The organism is Kribbella sp. NBC_00359 (assembly GCF_036097425.1).
Lineage (GTDB): Bacteria > Actinomycetota > Actinomycetes > Propionibacteriales > Kribbellaceae > Kribbella.
This window is the reverse complement of the sequence record NZ_CP107975.1, coordinates 6,492,509-6,510,182: the sequence shown is the minus strand read 5'-3', so window position 1 is coordinate 6,510,182 and position 17,674 is coordinate 6,492,509. Positions and strand designations below refer to the sequence as shown.

Sequence of the window (17,674 nt, the reverse complement as noted above, 5' to 3'; positions counted from 1 at the left end):
TCGTTATGACGCCCGTCGCGCGGGCTGTGCGTGATTGGTGGTGGGCCGCTGGACGACGTCGAGACTGCTGCGGACCGCCCAGGCCTGGAGCAGGACCGACAGCAGCCGGCTCTCCTCCTCCGGACTGATCAGGCCGGCCGACTTGGCCTGGCCGATGACCGCGAACACCAGCGACGGGGGCTGGCGCGCCATCACCGCGATGTCGCCGGCCCAGTCGTGGTGCAGCCGGATCAGCCGCGCCGGCTGCCGTTCCCGTCTCGGCCAGATGTCGCCGAGCCGGTGACCATGCAGGGCGGCCGAGCGGTGTCCGAGCAGCAGCCGGACGAAGGCCGGGATCGCGGCCTCGAGCCGCTCCAGTTCGGTACGCCGGCCGGCCGGCAGCTCGCTGGTCGGGTACAGCTGCTTCCACGTGTGCCGCATCGCGGCCCACTGCGGATGCGGATAGATGGCCTCGCCGATCGTCGCACTGACCAGGACCCGCAGGTACGGAACCGGATGCGGATCGTTGCCGGACGGCCGGAAGACGAAGAACGCCGGCAGGCTGACGACGGCGAGCAGCCCGATGGTGGACGTGATCCCGAGCTTCCCGACCGACCAGCAGTCGGCGACGATCTCACTGATCCACTTGTCCCACGTCGGCCAGCACCCCTGCGGGTCCTTGCTCGCCGCCCGGGCGAGGTCGCCGCGCAGCGACTCCACCAGCCCCAGTTGCGCAGCTCCCTGATGCCCCACTTCGTGCACCAGTGAGCTTGCGATGCCGCTGCCCACCATGCGTTCCCTGGGGACCCGGATGATCGCGACCGGGTTCGACTCGCCGCCGGGCAACCGCGTGCGGGCCCGACGGATCGCGGCGCCAGGTCCCCGGGCCAGGTAGCACACGGCCGGCACGTGCTCGTAGCCGTCGAGGTCGACCCGGAGCGCGTCCCGCGCCAGTACATCGAGGCCGGACAGCCAGACGCCCGTCTCGTGCTCGCTGCGCTGGGTGATGACCTCGGTGAACAGATCGAACTGGGACAGTACGTCGTTGAACCCCAGCCGGATCAGCACGAACCGCCGCTGCTGCTCGGCCGCGCCGGCCTGCCGGCCCCGGCCGTGCAGCCAGTCGAGGTACTCGTGGACTTTCTCCCGAAGGCGGCCGCGGCTCGCGTGCAAGAAGCGCTCGATGATCAGCTGCGCGTCGTACGGGAGAGCCGCGGCGGGCACCATCGTCTCGTGCAGAGCGAAGGGCCGCACCTGGTCCAGACGGGTCAGCAGCCCGCGCGCCTCATGCTCGAGCAGGCGAGTCGCCAAGCCTCCGGGATCGGCCATCGGAACCCCTCAGGCACCGAGGATGACGATGCGGCCACCCCGGCGGACCCAGCGCCCGGACATGGCTCGCGACCCGTTGCTGCTGGGCGGACGGCCCTGGGCCTCGCCCTCGCCGGACTCGTAGTCGTCGCCCTGCCACCACTGATCGGGCTCGCCGTAGCTGCCGCCCGCGTAGTCGTCGCCACCGCCGAACCACGGCACCGGCTCGGTGTAGGCCCACGGCGGTCGGGACCGGCCGCCGCCGTACGACCGCCGGCGCGAGCGCCACGGAGACATCCGCTGGTCGGAGCCGAGCAAGCTGGGTGCATACCGCCGGGCGGCGCTGATCCCGGCCGCGCGGACGGCTGCCCGGGTCGGGATGTTCTGCGGTGCCCGCGCAGCGTTGGAGTACGCGCCGCGCGCGAAGCGGACATAGCGGCTCGCGGCCTCCCACTCGGCCTCGACCTCGCCCATCGACTCGGCTTCCTGCGCCTCGAGCAGGCCACCTGCCATCGACCCCAGCTTGGCGCCGATCGCGGTCCCGGCCCCGGGCATCACCAGCGAGCCGAGCGCGCCGCCGACCATCGGCAGCGCCGTCTTGGCGACGTTCTTCAGTACGCCGCCCAGCGCCTTGCCGATCGGCGACTTGACGAATTGGGACGCGCCCTTCATCACGCTGCTGGCCAGCTTTCCGAGGAACCGGTCCAGCTCCGCCTCGGTGGTGATCTCCAGCAGTTCCTGGACGAGTTCGGCTTCCATCGTCTCGGCTTCGCTCTCGTACGCCTCGCCCGATTCCCACTCGGACTCGGCCTCACCAGGAAACTCGTAGCTCTCCCCCGGGATCTCAAATGCCTCGTACATGCCGCTGTCCCTTCTCTGTTGGCTGTGTCACGCGTCGAGGACGATGATTCGGTTGCCGCGACGGATCCAGCGGCCTTCGGTGCCGCGACCACCGCCTGCTGCTCCTTGGGCTCCCACCAGTCCGGGGAGATGGTGCTGTGCGGCGGCGACGGCGGCTCGCTGGGCAGCCACCGCGGGCGGCACCGTGGGAGGCGCCTGCGCCGCCCGCCGAGCCGTCTCGTCTGCGAACCGGACGAACGCGCGCGCGACCTCGTACTCGCGGTCCTCGGCCGACAGCCCCTCGGTCTGCAGCCCGAGCTCCAGCTTGCCGCCCAGCCACTGCCCGGCGCGCTGGCCGATGGCGCCACCCCGGCCGGGGGCCACAACGTCCCCGACCGCCCGCCCCAGTTGGGGAAGTGCCTGCTTGGCCGCCGATTTGAGGATCCCGCCGACCGCGCGGCCGGCGTCGGAGCCGGCGAAGCCGCGGGCCGCGGAGATCGCGCCGCTGATCAAGCTGCCGAGGAACCGGTCGAGCTCGGCCTCGGTCGTGACTTCCAGCAGCTCGGAGGCCAGCGCCAGTTCGCGTTCCGACGTCTCGCCGAACTCCTGGTATTCGTTCTGCTCACCCTCGCCGAAGGCTTCGGACTCGAACAGTGCCCGGTCGATGTCGTGCATGGATGTCTCCCTCTCGCGTGGTCTCACCCACCTACCGCACAATTCGTGCCAACTCGGCGGAGCGCACGCAGCCGAAGCACCCTTCGCATCGAGCGGCTGGAGCGAGCCGCGGCCGAAGTCAGGTTCGGCGCAGACCGCCGGCGGCGATGCCCAGCTCGGCGCGGTACTTCGCCACCGTCCGGCGCGCGACCTTGTGTCCGCTGTCCGCAAGGGCGCGGCACAAGCGGGCATCGCTGACCCGGCCGGTCGCGGCCAGCTCCGCGATCCGGGCCTTGATCGCCACCGCGCCACCCAGCAGGTCGGCGAGTGCGACGACCTTCCCGTCGGGGCGGCGCAGCAGCTTGCCGGCGACGCAGCGGCTGACTGTGGAGGGGTGCAGCCCCAGCTCGACGGCGACGTCGGTCCGGTTGAGCGGGACATGCCCCGCCGGGCCGCGCTCGAAGTAGCCGGCCTGACGATCGACCATGTACGTCGCCACCCGCCGCAACACACTGCCACGTGTGTCGAGCTGGCGCAGCAGCTCTCGGGCAGCCCGTTCGTGTCCGCCGAGCCAGGCGACTGCTTCGGAGTCGGCCCGCACGGCAGACGTCACCTCAGCTACGCGCAGACCGAACCAGTCACTGTCCGGCACCTCGACCTCGAACGCCCCCGCATCAGTGCGATAGACGAACACGTCGGGGATCCCGGACGCCTCCGGCCGTTCCGGCACCTCGATGACAGCGACCGGCCGCAGCCGAGCCCGGACGAGCCGGAACGCATCTTCTACATCTTCCCGTGAGACTCGGAGTGCTCGGGCAACGGTCGCGGTGTCCCCCGTGGCGACCGCCTCCAGGTGATCCCGGACCAGGTCGACGATCCAAGGCTCGGCCGCGCCGGCCGCCACGAGTGCGCGGGACTGGGCGACCAACAGGTCGCCGACCGAGGTCTCCGCGACGCCGACCGGTCCGGCCGCCTTGATCGCTCGCACCGCCTCATCGACGGCTTGAGGTGCGAGGCCGTGCGCTGTCGCGATCTGGTCCGGCTCCGCGTCGAGCAGCCCACGGCTGGTGATATGCGCGATCACGACCGGCAGCACCTCGCGGCAGTCCGACCGGATCTCACAAGCGGCCGCGGCCTCGAGGGTGTCGAAGGGCATCACGGACGGATCGTTGCCGGCATAGCGCAGTACGCCGGAGCACCGCGGGCAACTGTCCGACGTACGGTGGCGCCCGCACCCCGGGCACCCGGAGCCCGGCGTTCGCTCGAGCATCGGGTTGTCGGCGAGCTCCCGCTCCACAGTCCCGGTCAGAGCGTCGTACCCGAGCGGCAATAGCCGCAACGAAAGCAGCAGCCCAGGCACAGCCCGAAGCTCCGCCCGGACCCCCAACTCCAGCCCCACCGCCGGGCCACCCGGCCCTATCCCCACCTGTCAACAGTAGCCATCCGCCCGGTACGCCGGAACCCACCGCGTGCCGTCCTGAGACGTCGGTGTTCGCCGAAGCTACGGGCGGATAGCGTCGTACCAATCCTAGAGAGAGAAGGATCTGTGACCGAGCTTCTGGTGATCGCCAAGCACACGATGAAGAAGGGTGAGGAGGACGCGGTGCTCGCCGTGCTGCCCCGGCTGATCGAGGCGGCACGAACCGAACCCGGGAACCTCTCGTTCGTCGCCTATCGCCAGCTGGACGACGAACGCACCTACGTGCTGCTCGAGCGGTACAAGTCCCGCGAGGCCTTCGCCGCCCACCAGCAGACCACCCACTTCAAGGAGCTCGTCCTGGGGCAGATCGTCCCCCGCCTGGACGACCGGGTCCTCGAACTGCACGACGTCAACGATTGATGCAGGAAGGTGATTGCGGGCCCGCTCCCCCTGCCCCCTCCCGGAGAGGGACGGGCCCGCAATCGGACAGTGGGTGACGTGATCACGCCACGTAGGACAACTGCAGGCGGCGACGGCGCAGCTCGCACAGGGTCGACCGTTTGCGCCGGATCAACGCGGTCAGCCGATCGCGATCGGCGGTGCAGCGGGCCGCGCGCAGCTCGGCCTCGACGGCGTGGAGGGCGGCAATCAGTTCGCGGACTGTGCTGGTGTCAGCATCGCGCATAGAAGCCTCGGCAGGTCGAAGAATCGGCGCCCGGCTGTCTGAGGCTGAACCACTATGACCGCTGGAAGCGCTTAGATCAACCCCTGTGCCCGAACAAATCGCCAGCCCCTGGACTGGACGGCCTCGCGGTGCTACCCAGGAAATCAGGAGTGCTCGTGGCCGATCGCCGCAGTTCGGGGGGTCCAGGGCCGGTACCGCAAGACACTCAGGCGGAGCCGGACCCGCTCGCCCATGCGCTGAGCGAACTGGCCCGGGAACTGCACGACGCCGACGATCCTGATGCGGTACTGCGAGAAGTCGTGCAGGCCGCCATGGACCTCGTCCCCGGGGCAGAGGCTGGTTCCGTGACGGCGCTCGTCGGTGGTAACCGGGTGGAGCACAAGGCGGAGTCGGGCGTACTGCCGGCCCGTGTCGACGCCGTGATGTCGGAAGTCGGCGAGGGGCCGTGCCTGGACGCTCTGTTGCATCAGGGCCGGATCATCCGGGTCGACGACATGCGTCGGGAGGTCCGTTGGCCGCGGTTCGCTCCCCGTGCGGCCGAGCTGGGAGCCTTGAGCGTGCTGGCCTTCCCCATGTTCGTGAAGGACGACAGCCTGTGCGCGCTCAACCTATACGCCCAGGAGGCCAACGCCTTTACCGACGAGTCCGAGCACGTCGGCAGGTTGCTCGCCGCCCACGCGGCCGTCGCCTACGCGGGTGCGCAACGCGAGGAGAACCTGCTCGCCGCCATCGAGACCCGCGACTTGATCGGCCAGGCGGTCGGGCTGCTGATGGAGCGCTACTCAATCACTTCCGGCCGTGCCTTCGACACCCTGATCCGCTTCAGCCGCCAGACCAATCGCAAACTCCGCGACGTCGCCACCGAACTGATCCGCGACGCCGAAGCCGGAGCGAGCAAGTAGCGAGCGTTCAGCGGTAGCGGCGCGAGTGGTTTGAGGCCTTGGACTCGCCCGGCTGCCAGGCGGCGATCCAGGGGCCGGTGCCTTCGGACGGGTCGATCACGCCGTCCTCGAGCCACGTGTACCTGCCGTCCAGCACCCGGTCCGCCAGGCTCCGATCGCTGTCGTCGGTGTTCGACCACAGCTGGTCGAACAGATGGTCCACCCGCAACCGCGCCTGCTCGCAGAACGCTGCCGCCAGCTCGTACGCCGCTGCGCCGCGAACCGGATCGTCCGTCCGGAGCATCTCGGCCCGCGAACACGACGCCGCCATCGCGAACAACTCCGCACCGATGTCCACGATCCGGCCGAGGAATCCCTGCCGGTACTCGAGTTTGGCCTGCCACCGGCTCATCCCGTAGAAGGTCTGCCGGGCCAGCCGGCGGGACGCGCGTTCGACGTACCGGAGCTGATGCGCCAGCGGGCCGAACTCGGCGTACGACGTGGGCACGGACCCCTTGCCCACGGCAAGTTGTGGCAGCCACTTCGCGTAGAATCCGCTGGCCTTCACGGCGGCTCTGGCCTTCGCCCGCAGGTCCGCGTCGGCCGAGGCGAGGTCGCCGGCCGCGGCCAGGTGCGCGTCGACCGCCTCCCGCGCGATCAGCAGATGCATGATCTCGGTCGAGCCTTCGAAGATCCGGTTGATCCGCACATCGCGCAGGATCTGCTCCGCCGGTACGGCGCGCTCACCGCGGGCGGCGAGTGAGTCGGCCGTCTCGTAGCCACGGCCGCCGCGGATCTGCACCAGTTCGTCGGCGACCTTCCAGGCCATCTCACTCGACCACAACTTGGCGAGCGCGGCCTCGATCCGGATGTCCTTGCTCCCCGCATCGGCCAGCTGCGCCGACAGGTCGAGCACCGCTTCGAGCGCGAACGTGGTCGCCGTGATGAACGAGAGCTTCTCGGCCACCGCCGCGTGTTTGCCGACCGGACGGCCCCACTGGACACGCTCGGACGACCATTCCCGGGCGATCTTCACGCACCACTTGCCGGCCGCGGCGCACAGTGCGGGGATCGACAGTCGTCCGGTGTTCAGCGTCGTAAGAGCGATCCGGAGGCCCTCGCCCTCGCGACCCAGCCGGTTCTCGGCCGGCACCCGGACCTGATGGAAGCGGGTCACGCCGTTCTCGATCCCGCGCAGGCCCATGAACGCGTTGCGGTTCTCCACCGTGATGCCGGGCGAGTCCGCCTCGACGACGAACGCGGTGATGCCGCCGCGCTGACCGTCGTGTTCGGGAACGCGGGCCATCACCACGACGAGTTCGGCGATCACGCCGTTCGTGGTCCACAGCTTCACGCCGTCGAGCAGGTAGGCCTCGCCGTCGTCGGTCGGCGTCGCGGTCGACGCCATCCGCGCCGGGTCGGAGCCGACATCAGGCTCGGTGAGCAGGAACGCGGTCACCGCACCACCCGCACAGCGCGGCAGGAAGCGTTGCTTCTGCTCATCGGTGCCGAACTGCTTCACCGGCTCCGGTACGCCGATCGACTGGTGCGCGGACACCAGCGCACCGAGAGTCGGGTGCACCGACCCGATCAGCATCAACGCGCGCCCGTAGTACGACATCGGCAGGCCGAGTCCGCCGTACTCGGCCGGAATCTTCAGGCCGAACACACCCAGGTCGGCGAATCCCTGCAGGTACTCGTCCGGGACGCGGGCCTCGCGCTCGATCAGCAGGCCGTCGAGGGTCTCGCAGTACGCCGCGAGCCGGCCGAGGAACTCGTCCCCGCGGACGGCGTCGTCGGCCGTGGCACGTGGATGCGGATGGATCAGCGACAGGTCGAAGTCCCCGAGATACAGCTGCTTGGCGAAACTCGGTCGCACCCACACCGTCTCCCGGGCCGCCTCAGCAGTCTCCCGAGCCTCTCGCTCATCAACATCCCGCACGACCCGCTCGCCCGTAGTCACACCGCACCCCTTACTCCGCAGTAGCCTCCTCTAGGCCTGTACCCGGACAGGCGCAGTCCACACCCCGACTGGCCGGCGCTGGGCGCTGTGGAGCTCTTCCGGGCCGCTAGACCGTGGCGCGGGTTGCGGTGCTCTTCGTGCGGCTTTCGGCGTGGGTGGTCGTGCCGGAGCCGTGCTGTTCCTGCGACGGCGTCCTCGGGGCAGGACACACCGGGCCGCGGCGGATCGGTCCCCCGCCGAGCCTCCGGCTCTTCCACTGCTTCTCGTCGTAGTCGTAGTAGGTGTCGACGCCACCAACCGCCATCATGTCCCCCAGTCACCCCGGCTGCTGACTCGCCAACAGCCCCGCCAACGGCAGTCTGCCACCGCCCCCCGCACCGCACTAGCCCCCTCGCCCCATCAACCGGATTACGGACTCCGCTCACCAATCCGCGGCCTCGGGCAGCTTCAGCGGCGGCCGGCAGGCCGGAAACACCTGAGGGACCCCATCTTGCTGGACGGGGTCCCTCGGGATGCCGAGGTCAGTCCTTGAAGGCGTCCTTGGCCTTTTCGCCGGCCTGCTTCAGGTCGGCCTTCGTCTTCTCCGCCTGGCCCTCGGCCTGCAGATCGCGATCGTCGGTCGCGTCGCCGACCTTCTCCTTGGTCTTGCCCTTGGCAGCATCCGCGACGTTCTTCATCTTGTCTCCGACACCCATTGGTCTCTCCTTTACGGGTTCGGGGTATCCAACCCCGTCCGGGTGCCCGCGATCCCCGGATCCATGCGTTGGACCGGATCTGTAACGACTCGTGCTCCCCACGCGATGGGTGGGGAGAGAGGTCTCGGCGTTCAGACCTGCAGCGCCGTCCACTTCGTCTGCTTCGAGCCGAGGCACGGTTGAGACGGCGGCTGGGATCAGGAAGCTACGACGCTGGGCGGAGGGACGATCATGTGCGAGACGACGCAGCGCCTGCTCGCTCTGCTGCGCATGGTCGAGCGGGGCCCGGCCCTCTTCGACGTGCTCGGCGACGACGCCGTACTGGACGCCTGGTTCGGAGCCCACTCGCGGCTCGCCAGGTCCACCGACTTCATCCCATCGACTGAGCAGGATGCCGCGCAGCCGGCATCACTCTGACTGTGTGTTCACCGATCGCGCCAGCGGAAGTCGCAGATCACCGCTCGGTGGTCGGACGGAAAGATGCCGTCGACGGCAACGTGACCGCATCCGCTGAGCCGTGACCAGCCACCCAGGCGTCGACGAGGACGTCCCGCAACGGCCGGAGTACGGCGCTGTCGGGCGCGGCATTCAGGTCACCCATGACCAGCGACGGACACGGACCGTCCGTTGCGGGATCGGTGGCAAGGTCGGCCAGCAGCGCGGCCTGAGCCAGGCGGTCATCGCTGTAGGTCGTCGCGTGCTCGAGACACGCCACCAGGATCGGCAAGGGTCCGGCGGGATGAGCGACCGAGGCGTTGAGCACGACCGGATCCCAGGCACGATGACGCGACGGCATCGGGATCGCCTCCGCGCTGGTGATCGGCCACCGGCTGAGCAACGCCACCCCGAGCTCGACGCCGGCATGGTCCGGGTCCAACGCCGGATCCGGCGCAACCGGATACGACGGAGCCCCGAACATCGCGTGATAACCAAGCGCCTGCGCAAACTCCTCCGCCTGCGTAGTCCCGTCCGCACCCCAAACCTCCTGCAGTGCAACGACATCCGGCGTGAACCGCTCGATCGTCGCGAGGATCCCCGGCTGCCGCTCGCGCCACCGAGGCCCGAACCGCCACCAGATATTCCAGGTCATCGCCCGAACCCGAGAATCCACCACCACTCCTCTCTCGATCACAGCAATCCAGTACCCAAACCAGCCCTCACCGCCCGTGGGATCGTGAGGGCATGAGCATCGAGGTTCGTCCGGCTGCGGTCTTCGAGGATGTTCGTGCCGTCCTCGGTCCGAAGTCGCCTGGGTCCAACGTCTGCTGGTGCCTGAGCTACCGGATCCCGTCCAAGCTGAACAACGAACTGCGCGGTCCGGCCCGAGGGGAGTACGTCGCCGACCTCTGCCGAGCCGAGCCCGCTCCGGGAGTACTCGCGTACGACGGCGACACCCCGGTGGGCTGGGCCGCGGTCGCACCACGCTCGGCGACCTCCTTCGCCCGCAACCGCAAGATCCCGCACGTCGACGATCTGCCGGTGTGGTCACTGTGGTGCATCCGCGTACGCCCGGGTCATCGCAAGCAGGGCGTCTCGCACACGCTCATCGCCGGCGCGGTCGACTTCGCCCGTGAGTACGGCGCGCCGATGATCGAGGCATATCCCCTGGACAACGGCGACGCCAAGGTCGACCTGACCATGGCGTACGCCGGACTCCGCAAGAACTTCGAGCACGCCGGCTTCACCAAAGCCGCCGACACCACGTCCGTCCTGGCCGGCCATCCCCGCATCCTCATGCGCCTCGACCTGCGCTAAACGTGCGGATTCGTCCCCGCGGCATTCATCCGTTCGCCGGGCCGGCCGAAGATGCTGAGGATCTCCGCGGGCTCGTCGCCGGTGCTGCCGAACCAATGCGGCACCTCGGTGCTGAACTCGGCGACCTCGCCGGGTCCGAGCACCGACTCCTCGTCGCCGAGGATGAGCCGCAGGTGGCCGGACAGCACGTAGATCCATTCGTGGCCGTCGTGCGCCCGGAGCTCCGGCGGCGCCTTGCTGGTCGGAATGACGATCTTCCAGGCCTGCGTGCCGTCGGGCTCCCGCGTCAGCGGGATCACCGTCCGGCCCTTGACGCGACTGGGCTTGAGCCGGATCCGCGGATCGCCCTGCACCGGCGCCGCGACGAGGTCGTCCAGCGGCACCCGATACACATTCGACAACGCCAGCAACAGTTCCAGGGTCGGCCGCCGCTGCCCACTCTCGAGCCGCGACATCGTGCTCTTCGAGATGCCGGTCGCCGTCGCGACATCGGTGAGCGTCAGCCGGCGGTGTGCGCGGAGTTGCCTGAGCCGTCCCCCGACCCGTTCGAGCACCGCGGCGATCTCCGCCGCTGAGGCGTCCTCCACGACCTCATCTGACCCCCATTTCCCACAAACAGCAACCTTCCTGGGCGAACCCCCCGCCCACCCCCAGCCTTGGGGCATGAGCTCACGAAGCAGGACTGTCGATCACGACGAACCACGCGGACCAACCTCCAGCACCTCGTTCGACGAGGGCCTGAGTACCCGGCGGCTGAATGTCATGCGGATCGGGTATGCGTTCATGGGGATCGGGCTGGTGGTCGTGAAGTGGCCGGTCGTGATTCAGGACGCTCGGTCGCTGCCGGTGATGGAAGGGGTTGTCGCCTGTCTGCTGACGGCCATGTCCCTGTTGGCGTTCCTCGGGCTCAGATACCCCGTGCGGATGCTGCCGATCCTGCTGTTCGAGGTGATCTGGAAGGTCATCTGGCTCGGTGCGGTCGCGATTCCCAACCTGGTCTCCGGCGACCTCAACTCCGAAGCGGGCGACGTGCTGTTCAGCTGCTCCTTCATCGTCGTCATCATCGCTGTCATCCCGTGGCGCTACGCCTGGCGACGCTACGCCCGGACCCCTGGGGATGCCTGGCGCTAACGTTCGACCATGAGCACAGGCCAGGCGGGAGCGATCCTCGGGTCGAAGCTCCACGTCCCGTTGCCGCGCCGGGAACTGGTGGCCCGCCCGCGCCTGACCGCATCACTCCGGATCGATGAGGGATCGCGGCCCCGACTGGTCTTGGTGTCCGCGCCGGCCGGATTCGGCAAGACAACACTCATGAGCCAATGGCTCACCGCAACCGGCCGCGAGGCCTGGCTGTCGCTCGACAGCGAGGACAACGACCTTCGCCGATTCCTCGTCCACCTTGTCGCGTCGCTGCGGCACCTGGAAGTGGGCACCGAAGCTGCCGCGCTGTTGAACACCGACAGAGCCCTGCCCACCGAGGCGATCCTGGTCAGCCTCATCAACGATCTGGACCTGCTGCAAGGACCGACCGTTCTCGCGCTGGACGACTACCACGCGATCGAAGCGCCCGAGGTCCACGAAGCGTTGACCTTCCTGCTCGACCACCTTCCTCCCCGGGCCACGATCGCCATCACGACCCGCGCCGACCCACCGCTGCCGCTGGCCCGCCTACGCAGCCGTGGCGAGCTCATCGAACTGCGAGCCGCCGACCTTCGCTTCACCCCGGACGAGGCCGACGCGTTCCTCAACCAGGTGATGGGACTCGACCTGGCTCCCCCGCACGTGGCCGCCCTGGAGAACCGGACCGAGGGCTGGGCCGTCGGCCTCCAACTGGCCGCCGTGTCAATGCGCAGTCAGGACGATGCGGCTGCCTTCATCGAGGCGTTCGCCGGCAGCCACCGCTTCGTCCTCGACTACCTCGTGGAAGAGGTACTGCGCGGCCAGCCGGACGAGACGCGCGAGTTCCTCCTCGACACCTCCGTACTGCGAGAGTTGAGCGGCCCGCTGTGTGACGCACTGACCGGCCGCGCCGACGGGCAGGAGACGCTGGAGGCTCTCGAGCGAGGCAACCTGTTCGTCGTTCCCCTTGATGCATCGCGCCAGTGGTACCGCTACCACCACCTGTTCGGCGACGCACTCCGCGCACGACTCGCCCAACAACATCCGGACAAACTGCGCGCGCTGCACCGGGCGGCAAGCCAGTGGCACGCCGAGAACGGCACGGTGGCCGACGCGGTGACGCATGCGTTGGCCGCCGGTGATTCCGAGCGAGCCGCAGATCTGGTGGAGCTGGCCATCTCCGAACTGCGACGGCACCGCCAGGACCGCACCTTGCGTGGATGGCTCCAGTCCTTGCCCGACGACGTCGTACGCCGACGTCCTCTGCTGAGCGCCTATCTCGCCTGGACGCGGTTGTCCGAAGGCGATCTCGACGGGGTCGGCGCCTGGCTCGACCATGCCGATGCAGCACTCGCGTCCGGACAGTCGCCGACAGCGCCCCTGGAAGGGACGGGTTCCGCAGACGCGCGCCTGGACGAACTGCGGATCCTGCCGGCCACGATCGCGATCTACCGGGCCGCGGTCGCCCAGGCGCGCGGCGACGTCGACGGCACGATCGCGCACGCCCGGCACGCACTCGACCTGGCCGGACCGCAGGACCATCTCACCCGCGGCGGCGCAGCAGGCTTCCTCGGCCTGGCGGCCTGGGCGTCGGGCGATCTCGTCACGGCTGTGGACACGTTCAGCGATGCGGTGGGCAGTCTGCAGGCCGCCGGCACCATCGCCGACGCGCTGGGTGCGACCGTGGTGCTGGCCAACATGTGGCTGGCACGTGGGCGCCCGATCGAGGCACGCCGTCTCTACGAGCGAGCGCTGGCAACCGCAGAGCGTCGTACCGGTCCGGTGCTGGCCACCACCGGTGATCTCCACGTCGGCCTCGCCGACGTACTTCGCGAGCAAGGTGAGCTCGACGCCGCCGAGCAGCATCTGCGGCTGGCCAAGGAGCTCGGAGAAGCAGCGTCCCTGCTGGAGAACCGGCATCGCTGGTACGTCGCCATGGCCGGACTGCTCCGGGCACGCGGCGACCTCGACGGCGCACTGGACATGCTCGAGCAAGCCGAACCGCTCTACCTGCCTGGGTACTTCCCGAACGTACGCCCCATCCCGGCCGCGAAGGCCCGGCTACGGATCGCCCGGGGACAGCTGGCCGACGCCTGGGGCTGGGCACGGGAGCATCGGGTCACGGTGACCGACGAGCCCACGTACCTGGCCGAATTCGACCAGCTCACCCTCGCCCGTCTCCTGATCGCCCAACACCAGCCAGAGGATGCCTTGACCCTGCTCGACCGAGTGCACGGCGAGGCGCAAGTAGCGGGGCGCGGCGGCGGCGTGATCGAGACCCAGATGCTGCGAGCGCTCGCCCACCACGCCCGAGGCGACACCTACCAAGCGCACGCCGCGCTGGCGCCGGCTCTCGCCCAGGCCGTCCCGGCAGGCTACGCGCGGCTGTTCCTCGACGAGGGCCCAGCCATGCAGGACCTACTCCGGGCCGCAGAACAGCGGCCGGACAGCGCTGAGCACGCGACCCGCCTTCTGCGCACAGCCGTGCCCGACACGGGAGCTGCGACCATCACCAGCCCGTACGGCGAAACCCTGAGCGACCGAGAACTGGACGTCCTGCGGCTGCTGGCGACCGACCTGACCGGTCCGGAGATCGCCCAGCGGTTGTTCGTCTCGGTCAACACGTTGCGGACCCACACCAGGCACATCTTCTCCAAGCTCGACGTGAAGACGCGGCGAGCCGCCGTACTTCGCGCCACCGAGCTGGGCCTGCTGTAGCCGCCAATCACCAACTCGGTCGCATCACTTGGTGATGTGTGGTCACCATCCCGATTCCTACTGTCGTGGTCATCGCCAGGCTCTCCGGGCCCGGCCTCCAGAACCCAAGGAGCTCGTCATGAGCGTGACCACCACCAGCCTCACCCGGGCCGCCGGCCTTTCCGCCGCTGTCGCCGGACTGATCTTCTGCACTGTCCAGATCAACCACCCCGCGATGGAGGTCGCGTCCGTCACCACCACCGAGTGGGTCGTCCGCAATGGCCTGAAGTTCGTCATGGCCGTGCTGGCACTCGCCGGGATCACCGGGATGTACCTACGGCAGGTCCGGCAGATCGGGATTCTCGGGCTGATCGGCTACCTGGTCTTCAGCGCCGGCTACATCGTCATGCTGGGGATCGAGTTCACCGCTACCGTCGTCTTCCCCACGCTGGCCGACACCGCGCCCGGCTATGTCAACGACGTACTCACCAAAGCCGCCGGCGGTACTCCGGCCGGCGACATCGGCCTGATGCAGACCGCTCTCTCCGCCGAAGGTGTGGGCTACCTGGCCGGCGGTCTCCTCTTCGGTATCGCGTTGTTCCGCGCTCGCATCCTCGCCCGATGGGCCGCCGCACTCCTCGCCATCGGCACGCTCGCAACGCTGGCTCTCGCCGTCCTGCCGGAGTCGTTCAACCGGCCGCTCGCGATCCCGACCGGCGTGGCCCTGATCGGGCTCGGCATCTCCCTGTGGCGCAACCAGCGACACCCGCAGACCGCCAACGCCGACCGTACGACGGCCGCACTCGACCGAACCGCAGTCCGTTGACCAGTGGCCGGCGCTATCAGTTCACAGTGGACGGGCACCTCGACGACCACTGGCCGGCCTGGCTAGGCGACCTCACCATCACTCGTCAAGATGACGGTACGTCGACCCTCACCGGGACGGTCGTGGACCAGGCGCAACTCCACGGAGTCCTCGCCGGCATCCGCGACATCGGCGCCACCCTCCTGTCCGTACGCGCACTACCCACGGAAGAGCCCCCGCGGGCTGGGTGATCTCCCAGCCCGCGGGGGCCGCGGCGCTTACTTTCCTGTCGTGTAGCGGACCATGTCGTTGCGTAGTACGTCGCCCGAGACCTTCACGATGCGCAGAGTGTGCGAACCGTCCTTCAGGCCGGACTGGGTGAACACCTGTTGGGTCGTGACCCGCGCCGGGTTGGCGAGGTTCACCCGCTTCACCAGCTTGTTGTCGATGTAGACGTCGGCTTCGCCCTGGTCCGGGCCGAGTGCCGTGACCCAGTCGACCGTTGTGCCCTTGAAGGCGAAGTCGATGGCCGCGCCGTTCGCAGTCGCCGCGTGGACGTCGTCGCGATAGTCACCGTGGAAGCTGAAGTCCAGCTTCGTGCTGCCCGTCGGCTGCGCCGCGAGGTACGCCTGCTTGATCGTCACGACCTTGCCGTCGACGGTGTAGTCGGTCCCCTTGACAAGAGCCTTGCCGGCGTTGGCGATCGAGACCAGTTCACCGGGGTCGCGCCCGATCTCGGTCGTGACATCGGCCGGCGCTGCCTTGTCGAACGCCGCCGTACCCGGGTTCAGCAGGCTCTCCTGCCGGATGACCAGCTTGTCGACCAGCATGAACTGTCCCGACTTCTTCACACCGCGGATCGTGTGGGTCCCGTTCGGCAGGTCCGAGATGCTGTAGACCAACTGCTGCGCCGAGCGCGAGTCGGCGTGGGTGTCCACGGTCGCCTTCAACGCACCGTCGACATAGATCTCGACTTCGCCCTGGGACGGGTCCTTCTCCGTGATGTAGTCGACGCCGTTGCCGACGAAGCTGTACGTGAAGGCGTCGCCGTTGGTCTCCGACCAGTGCACATCGTCCTGATAGTCACCGAGCCCGCGGCCCGTACTCGAGCTCCACGAACCCGTGTAGACGATCCCCGGGTCGTTGTCGTTCAGCTCGACAGTCCGTACGCCGGAGGTGGCGGCCGCCTTCGGAGCGGCGGCACCCGAGTCGGTCACCGTGACCGTCAACGGCTCCGACACCGCCGGCACCTCGTTGTTGCCGTTGCGCTGCCAGGCACCGTCGTACCCAACGCGCAGATCATCGTCGTTGACGCGGATCGTCGCGCCCTGCTGCGGCGTGACCTTGAAGAGACGGACACCGTGCGGGGGCACGGTCGCCGCGGTGTAGCTACCCGTGAACTGTCCCACGTCCTTCCGGGCCCAGAGGTCGCGCACCTTGGCGGAGCCGTCCAGACCGAGGTCGGCGAAGTTCGCCGTCATGTCGGCCTCGGTGGTCCCGAGGTTGAACATCGCCACGGTGTACGAGCTGTCCGCGTTCAGCGAGTACCACACCTGCCGGTTGGTCTTGGTCGACACCGGCTGCGCGGGACGCCCGGCCTGGTTGACCGCGATGACCTCGGGATTCGTGAGCAGCTCGACGCCGTACGAGTCGAGCTTGGTCATGTCGTTGCCGATGTAGAACGGAGCGGCGGAGACGGCCCACAGCGTTGCCGCCGTACGGCGCTCGTCCTTGGTCAGACCGTCCATGGTGCCGTTGCCGACATCGAGGGAGTCGAAGTCGTTCCAGCCGCCCGGCCCGGCGTGCCTCCACCAGTCGGCCGCCTTCGGGAAGAGTCGCGCGATGTTCGGCCAGGCCGTGAGCGCCTCACCCGGGCAGTAGCACTCGACGTCCCACTCGACCCGCCAGCCGTTCGCGACCGACTTCCAGTAGTCCGCGTAGTTGATGTCGAGGGCCCAGGAGAGCTCGAGCCAGATCTTGTGCCGGGCGAGCGCCTGCGACCAGCCCTTGACCTCCTCGCGCGCATCCATCGACAGGTCGTTGTGACCCGAACCCGGCGTGACGCTGTCGAACTTCAGGAAGTCGACACCCCACGACGCGAAGAGATCGGCGATCGAGTCGATGTATGCCTGGGCGCACGGGTTCGCCATGTCCATCCGGTACCCGAAGCCCCAGTAGTCGCCTTGCTGCAACGGCTGCTTGGCCAGGTTCGCCGTCGTACACCCCGGGTGGCCGTAGATGGGGTAGGCAGCGTCCATCATCCCCTTCGAGATGCCCGGGATGCTGTAGAGCCCGACCTTCTGGCCGTTCGCGTGGATGTGGTCGATGACGGCCTGCAGGCCGTTCGGGAACAGCTTCTTGCTCGGTACGGGCCGGCCGTACTCGTCGGTGCCGCCGTTCCACGCCGCGTCGATGTTGATGTATTTGTAGCCGTACGGCTGGAGTTTCTGGTGCATCGCATCCGACTGGGCGATGATCTGGTCCGCCGAGATCCAGTTGCCGCCGTCGTTCGAGTACACCTGCATGCTGTAGCTGCTCCAGCCCATGTAAGGCTTCGCCGCGGCATCACCCGCCGGCCCGAGCGAAGGGCTCGCACCTGCAGTGACGGTCGCCGGGGTGCTGATGCTCGCCGCGCTGGTCTTCGTGGTGACTGCTGCACCAGCCTTTGTGCTGACGCCGCGCGGCCCCTGCGGTGGCCCGCTCGCGCCAGGTGCGGCGGAAGGCGTCGCCGCCGCGCCCGCCGGGAGCAGCGCGCCGACGGCGACAAGCGCGACGATGCCGCGCGTAGCCCTCTTGCGAAGGGATCTGGTCATGAGCGGTGACCTCTCTGATCATCTGACAGCCGAGACCCCTGATGCGCGCGGTCTTCGCCA

At 68.8% G+C, this 17,674-nt stretch carries 19 protein-coding genes; 8 read left to right on the top strand and 11 right to left on the bottom strand.

Translation table 11 applies throughout. The annotated features are described in order from the left end of the window. Positions 1–3: 3 nt before the first annotated feature. From OG876_RS31770 to OG876_RS31755, 4 genes are all read right to left on the bottom strand, one after another. Complete coding sequence (locus tag OG876_RS31770) at positions 4–1,308, bottom strand: hypothetical protein (RefSeq protein WP_328520355.1); 1,305 nt, start codon at positions 1,306–1,308, stop codon at positions 4–6. A gap of 9 nt (positions 1,309–1,317) precedes the next feature. Beyond that, complete coding sequence (locus tag OG876_RS31765; protein ID WP_328520354.1) at positions 1,318–2,148, bottom strand: hypothetical protein; 831 nt, start codon at positions 2,146–2,148, stop codon at positions 1,318–1,320. 27 nt (positions 2,149–2,175) lie between these two features. Continuing rightward, a complete protein-coding gene (locus OG876_RS31760) occupies positions 2,176–2,802 on the bottom strand; it encodes a hypothetical protein (RefSeq protein ID WP_328520353.1) in 627 nt (208 codons plus the stop codon). Positions 2,803–2,920: 118 nt separating this feature from the next. After that, positions 2,921–4,207, bottom strand: a complete 1,287-nt coding sequence (locus OG876_RS31755) for an RNA polymerase factor sigma-54 (protein ID WP_328520352.1) — start codon at positions 4,205–4,207, stop codon at positions 2,921–2,923. A 120-nt stretch (positions 4,208–4,327) separates the two neighbouring features. Here OG876_RS31755 and OG876_RS31750 point away from each other — a divergent pair, with 120 nt between their 5' ends. Continuing rightward, positions 4,328–4,621: a putative quinol monooxygenase gene (locus tag OG876_RS31750; RefSeq protein ID WP_328520351.1), complete on the top strand. Its 294-nt coding sequence runs from the start codon at positions 4,328–4,330 to the stop codon at positions 4,619–4,621. Between the two features lie 82 nt (positions 4,622–4,703). Here the strand turns inward: OG876_RS31750 and OG876_RS31745 are convergent, their stop codons facing one another. After that, positions 4,704–4,886: a hypothetical protein gene (locus tag OG876_RS31745; RefSeq protein ID WP_328520350.1), complete on the bottom strand. Its 183-nt coding sequence runs from the start codon at positions 4,884–4,886 to the stop codon at positions 4,704–4,706. 155 nt (positions 4,887–5,041) lie between these two features. On the opposite strand from OG876_RS31745, the gene OG876_RS31740 reads away from it, so the two are divergent. Beyond that, the gene (locus OG876_RS31740; RefSeq protein ID WP_328520349.1) at positions 5,042–5,788 is read left to right on the top strand and encodes a GAF and ANTAR domain-containing protein; all 747 of its coding nucleotides are present in this window, start codon (positions 5,042–5,044) and stop codon (positions 5,786–5,788) included. Positions 5,789–5,795: 7 nt separating this feature from the next. Here OG876_RS31740 and OG876_RS31735 read toward each other — a convergent pair whose 3' ends face one another. From OG876_RS31735 to OG876_RS31725, 3 genes are all read right to left on the bottom strand, one after another. After that, complete coding sequence (locus tag OG876_RS31735) at positions 5,796–7,730, bottom strand: acyl-CoA dehydrogenase family protein (RefSeq protein ID WP_328520348.1); 1,935 nt, start codon at positions 7,728–7,730, stop codon at positions 5,796–5,798. A gap of 106 nt (positions 7,731–7,836) precedes the next feature. Next, the gene (locus OG876_RS31730) at positions 7,837–8,037 is read right to left on the bottom strand and encodes a hypothetical protein (protein ID WP_328520347.1); all 201 of its coding nucleotides are present in this window, start codon (positions 8,035–8,037) and stop codon (positions 7,837–7,839) included. Between the two features lie 214 nt (positions 8,038–8,251). Continuing rightward, on the bottom strand, positions 8,252–8,425 hold the full coding sequence (locus OG876_RS31725) for a CsbD family protein (RefSeq protein WP_328520346.1): 174 nt from the start codon (positions 8,423–8,425) through the stop codon (positions 8,252–8,254). Between the two features lie 231 nt (positions 8,426–8,656). On the opposite strand from OG876_RS31725, the gene OG876_RS31720 reads away from it, so the two are divergent. Further along, a complete protein-coding gene (locus OG876_RS31720; RefSeq protein WP_328520345.1) occupies positions 8,657–8,842 on the top strand; it encodes a hypothetical protein in 186 nt (61 codons plus the stop codon). 37 nt (positions 8,843–8,879) lie between these two features. Here the strand turns inward: OG876_RS31720 and OG876_RS31715 are convergent, their stop codons facing one another. Then, complete coding sequence (locus tag OG876_RS31715) at positions 8,880–9,536, bottom strand: endonuclease/exonuclease/phosphatase family protein (RefSeq protein ID WP_328520344.1); 657 nt, start codon at positions 9,534–9,536, stop codon at positions 8,880–8,882. 71 nt (positions 9,537–9,607) lie between these two features. Here OG876_RS31715 and OG876_RS31710 point away from each other — a divergent pair, with 71 nt between their 5' ends. Beyond that, a complete protein-coding gene (locus tag OG876_RS31710; protein ID WP_328520343.1) occupies positions 9,608–10,180 on the top strand; it encodes a GNAT family N-acetyltransferase in 573 nt (190 codons plus the stop codon). Here OG876_RS31710 and OG876_RS31705 read toward each other — a convergent pair. Beyond that, the gene (locus OG876_RS31705) at positions 10,177–10,767 is read right to left on the bottom strand and encodes a helix-turn-helix domain-containing protein (protein WP_328520342.1); all 591 of its coding nucleotides are present in this window, start codon (positions 10,765–10,767) and stop codon (positions 10,177–10,179) included. The two genes, OG876_RS31710 and OG876_RS31705, sit on opposite strands and share 4 nt — an antisense overlap. A 76-nt stretch (positions 10,768–10,843) precedes the next feature. Here OG876_RS31705 and OG876_RS31700 point away from each other — a divergent pair, with 76 nt between their 5' ends. The 4 genes from OG876_RS31700 (at position 10,844) to OG876_RS31685 (ending at position 15,052) form a co-directional block, all read left to right on the top strand. Continuing rightward, the gene (locus OG876_RS31700) at positions 10,844–11,311 is read left to right on the top strand and encodes a hypothetical protein (RefSeq protein ID WP_328520341.1); all 468 of its coding nucleotides are present in this window, start codon (positions 10,844–10,846) and stop codon (positions 11,309–11,311) included. Positions 11,312–11,320: 9 nt separating this feature from the next. Beyond that, positions 11,321–14,017 (top strand): tetratricopeptide repeat protein, encoded by a 2,697-nt coding sequence (locus OG876_RS31695; protein ID WP_328520340.1) that lies wholly within the window; start codon positions 11,321–11,323, stop codon positions 14,015–14,017. Between the two features lie 118 nt (positions 14,018–14,135). Next, a complete protein-coding gene (locus OG876_RS31690; RefSeq protein WP_328520339.1) occupies positions 14,136–14,822 on the top strand; it encodes a hypothetical protein in 687 nt (228 codons plus the stop codon). Next, positions 14,819–15,052 carry a hypothetical protein gene (locus OG876_RS31685; RefSeq protein WP_328520338.1) on the top strand — a complete coding sequence of 78 codons (234 nt, stop codon included), beginning with the start codon at positions 14,819–14,821 and terminating at the stop codon, positions 15,050–15,052. Before OG876_RS31690 ends, OG876_RS31685 begins: the two co-directional genes overlap by 4 nt. A 27-nt stretch (positions 15,053–15,079) precedes the next feature. On the opposite strand, the gene OG876_RS31680 is transcribed toward OG876_RS31685, so the two are convergent. Beyond that, positions 15,080–17,614, bottom strand: coding sequence for a X2-like carbohydrate binding domain-containing protein (locus OG876_RS31680; RefSeq protein ID WP_328520337.1), 2,535 nt, complete (start codon positions 17,612–17,614; stop codon positions 15,080–15,082). Positions 17,615–17,674: the final 60 nt, after the last annotated feature.

Coding starts and splice junctions, on each gene's coding strand:
- OG876_RS31720 (WP_328520345.1), top strand. CDS start 8,657: ATGTGCGAGACGACGCAGCGCCTGCTCGCTCTGCTGCGCATGGTCGAG.
- OG876_RS31725 (WP_328520346.1), bottom strand. CDS start 8,425: ATGGGTGTCGGAGACAAGATGAAGAACGTCGCGGATGCTGCCAAGGGC.
- OG876_RS31730 (WP_328520347.1), bottom strand. CDS start 8,037: ATGATGGCGGTTGGTGGCGTCGACACCTACTACGACTACGACGAGAAG.
- OG876_RS31745 (WP_328520350.1), bottom strand. CDS start 4,886: ATGCGCGATGCTGACACCAGCACAGTCCGCGAACTGATTGCCGCCCTC.
- OG876_RS31765 (WP_328520354.1), bottom strand. CDS start 2,148: ATGTACGAGGCATTTGAGATCCCGGGGGAGAGCTACGAGTTTCCTGGT.
- OG876_RS31770 (WP_328520355.1), bottom strand. CDS start 1,308: ATGGCCGATCCCGGAGGCTTGGCGACTCGCCTGCTCGAGCATGAGGCG.
- OG876_RS31760 (WP_328520353.1), bottom strand. CDS start 2,802: ATGCACGACATCGACCGGGCACTGTTCGAGTCCGAAGCCTTCGGCGAG.
- OG876_RS31680 (WP_328520337.1), bottom strand. CDS start 17,614: ATGACCAGATCCCTTCGCAAGAGGGCTACGCGCGGCATCGTCGCGCTT.
- OG876_RS31710 (WP_328520343.1), top strand. CDS start 9,608: ATGAGCATCGAGGTTCGTCCGGCTGCGGTCTTCGAGGATGTTCGTGCC.
- OG876_RS31690 (WP_328520339.1), top strand. CDS start 14,136: ATGAGCGTGACCACCACCAGCCTCACCCGGGCCGCCGGCCTTTCCGCC.
- OG876_RS31700 (WP_328520341.1), top strand. CDS start 10,844: ATGAGCTCACGAAGCAGGACTGTCGATCACGACGAACCACGCGGACCA.
- OG876_RS31695 (WP_328520340.1), top strand. CDS start 11,321: ATGAGCACAGGCCAGGCGGGAGCGATCCTCGGGTCGAAGCTCCACGTC.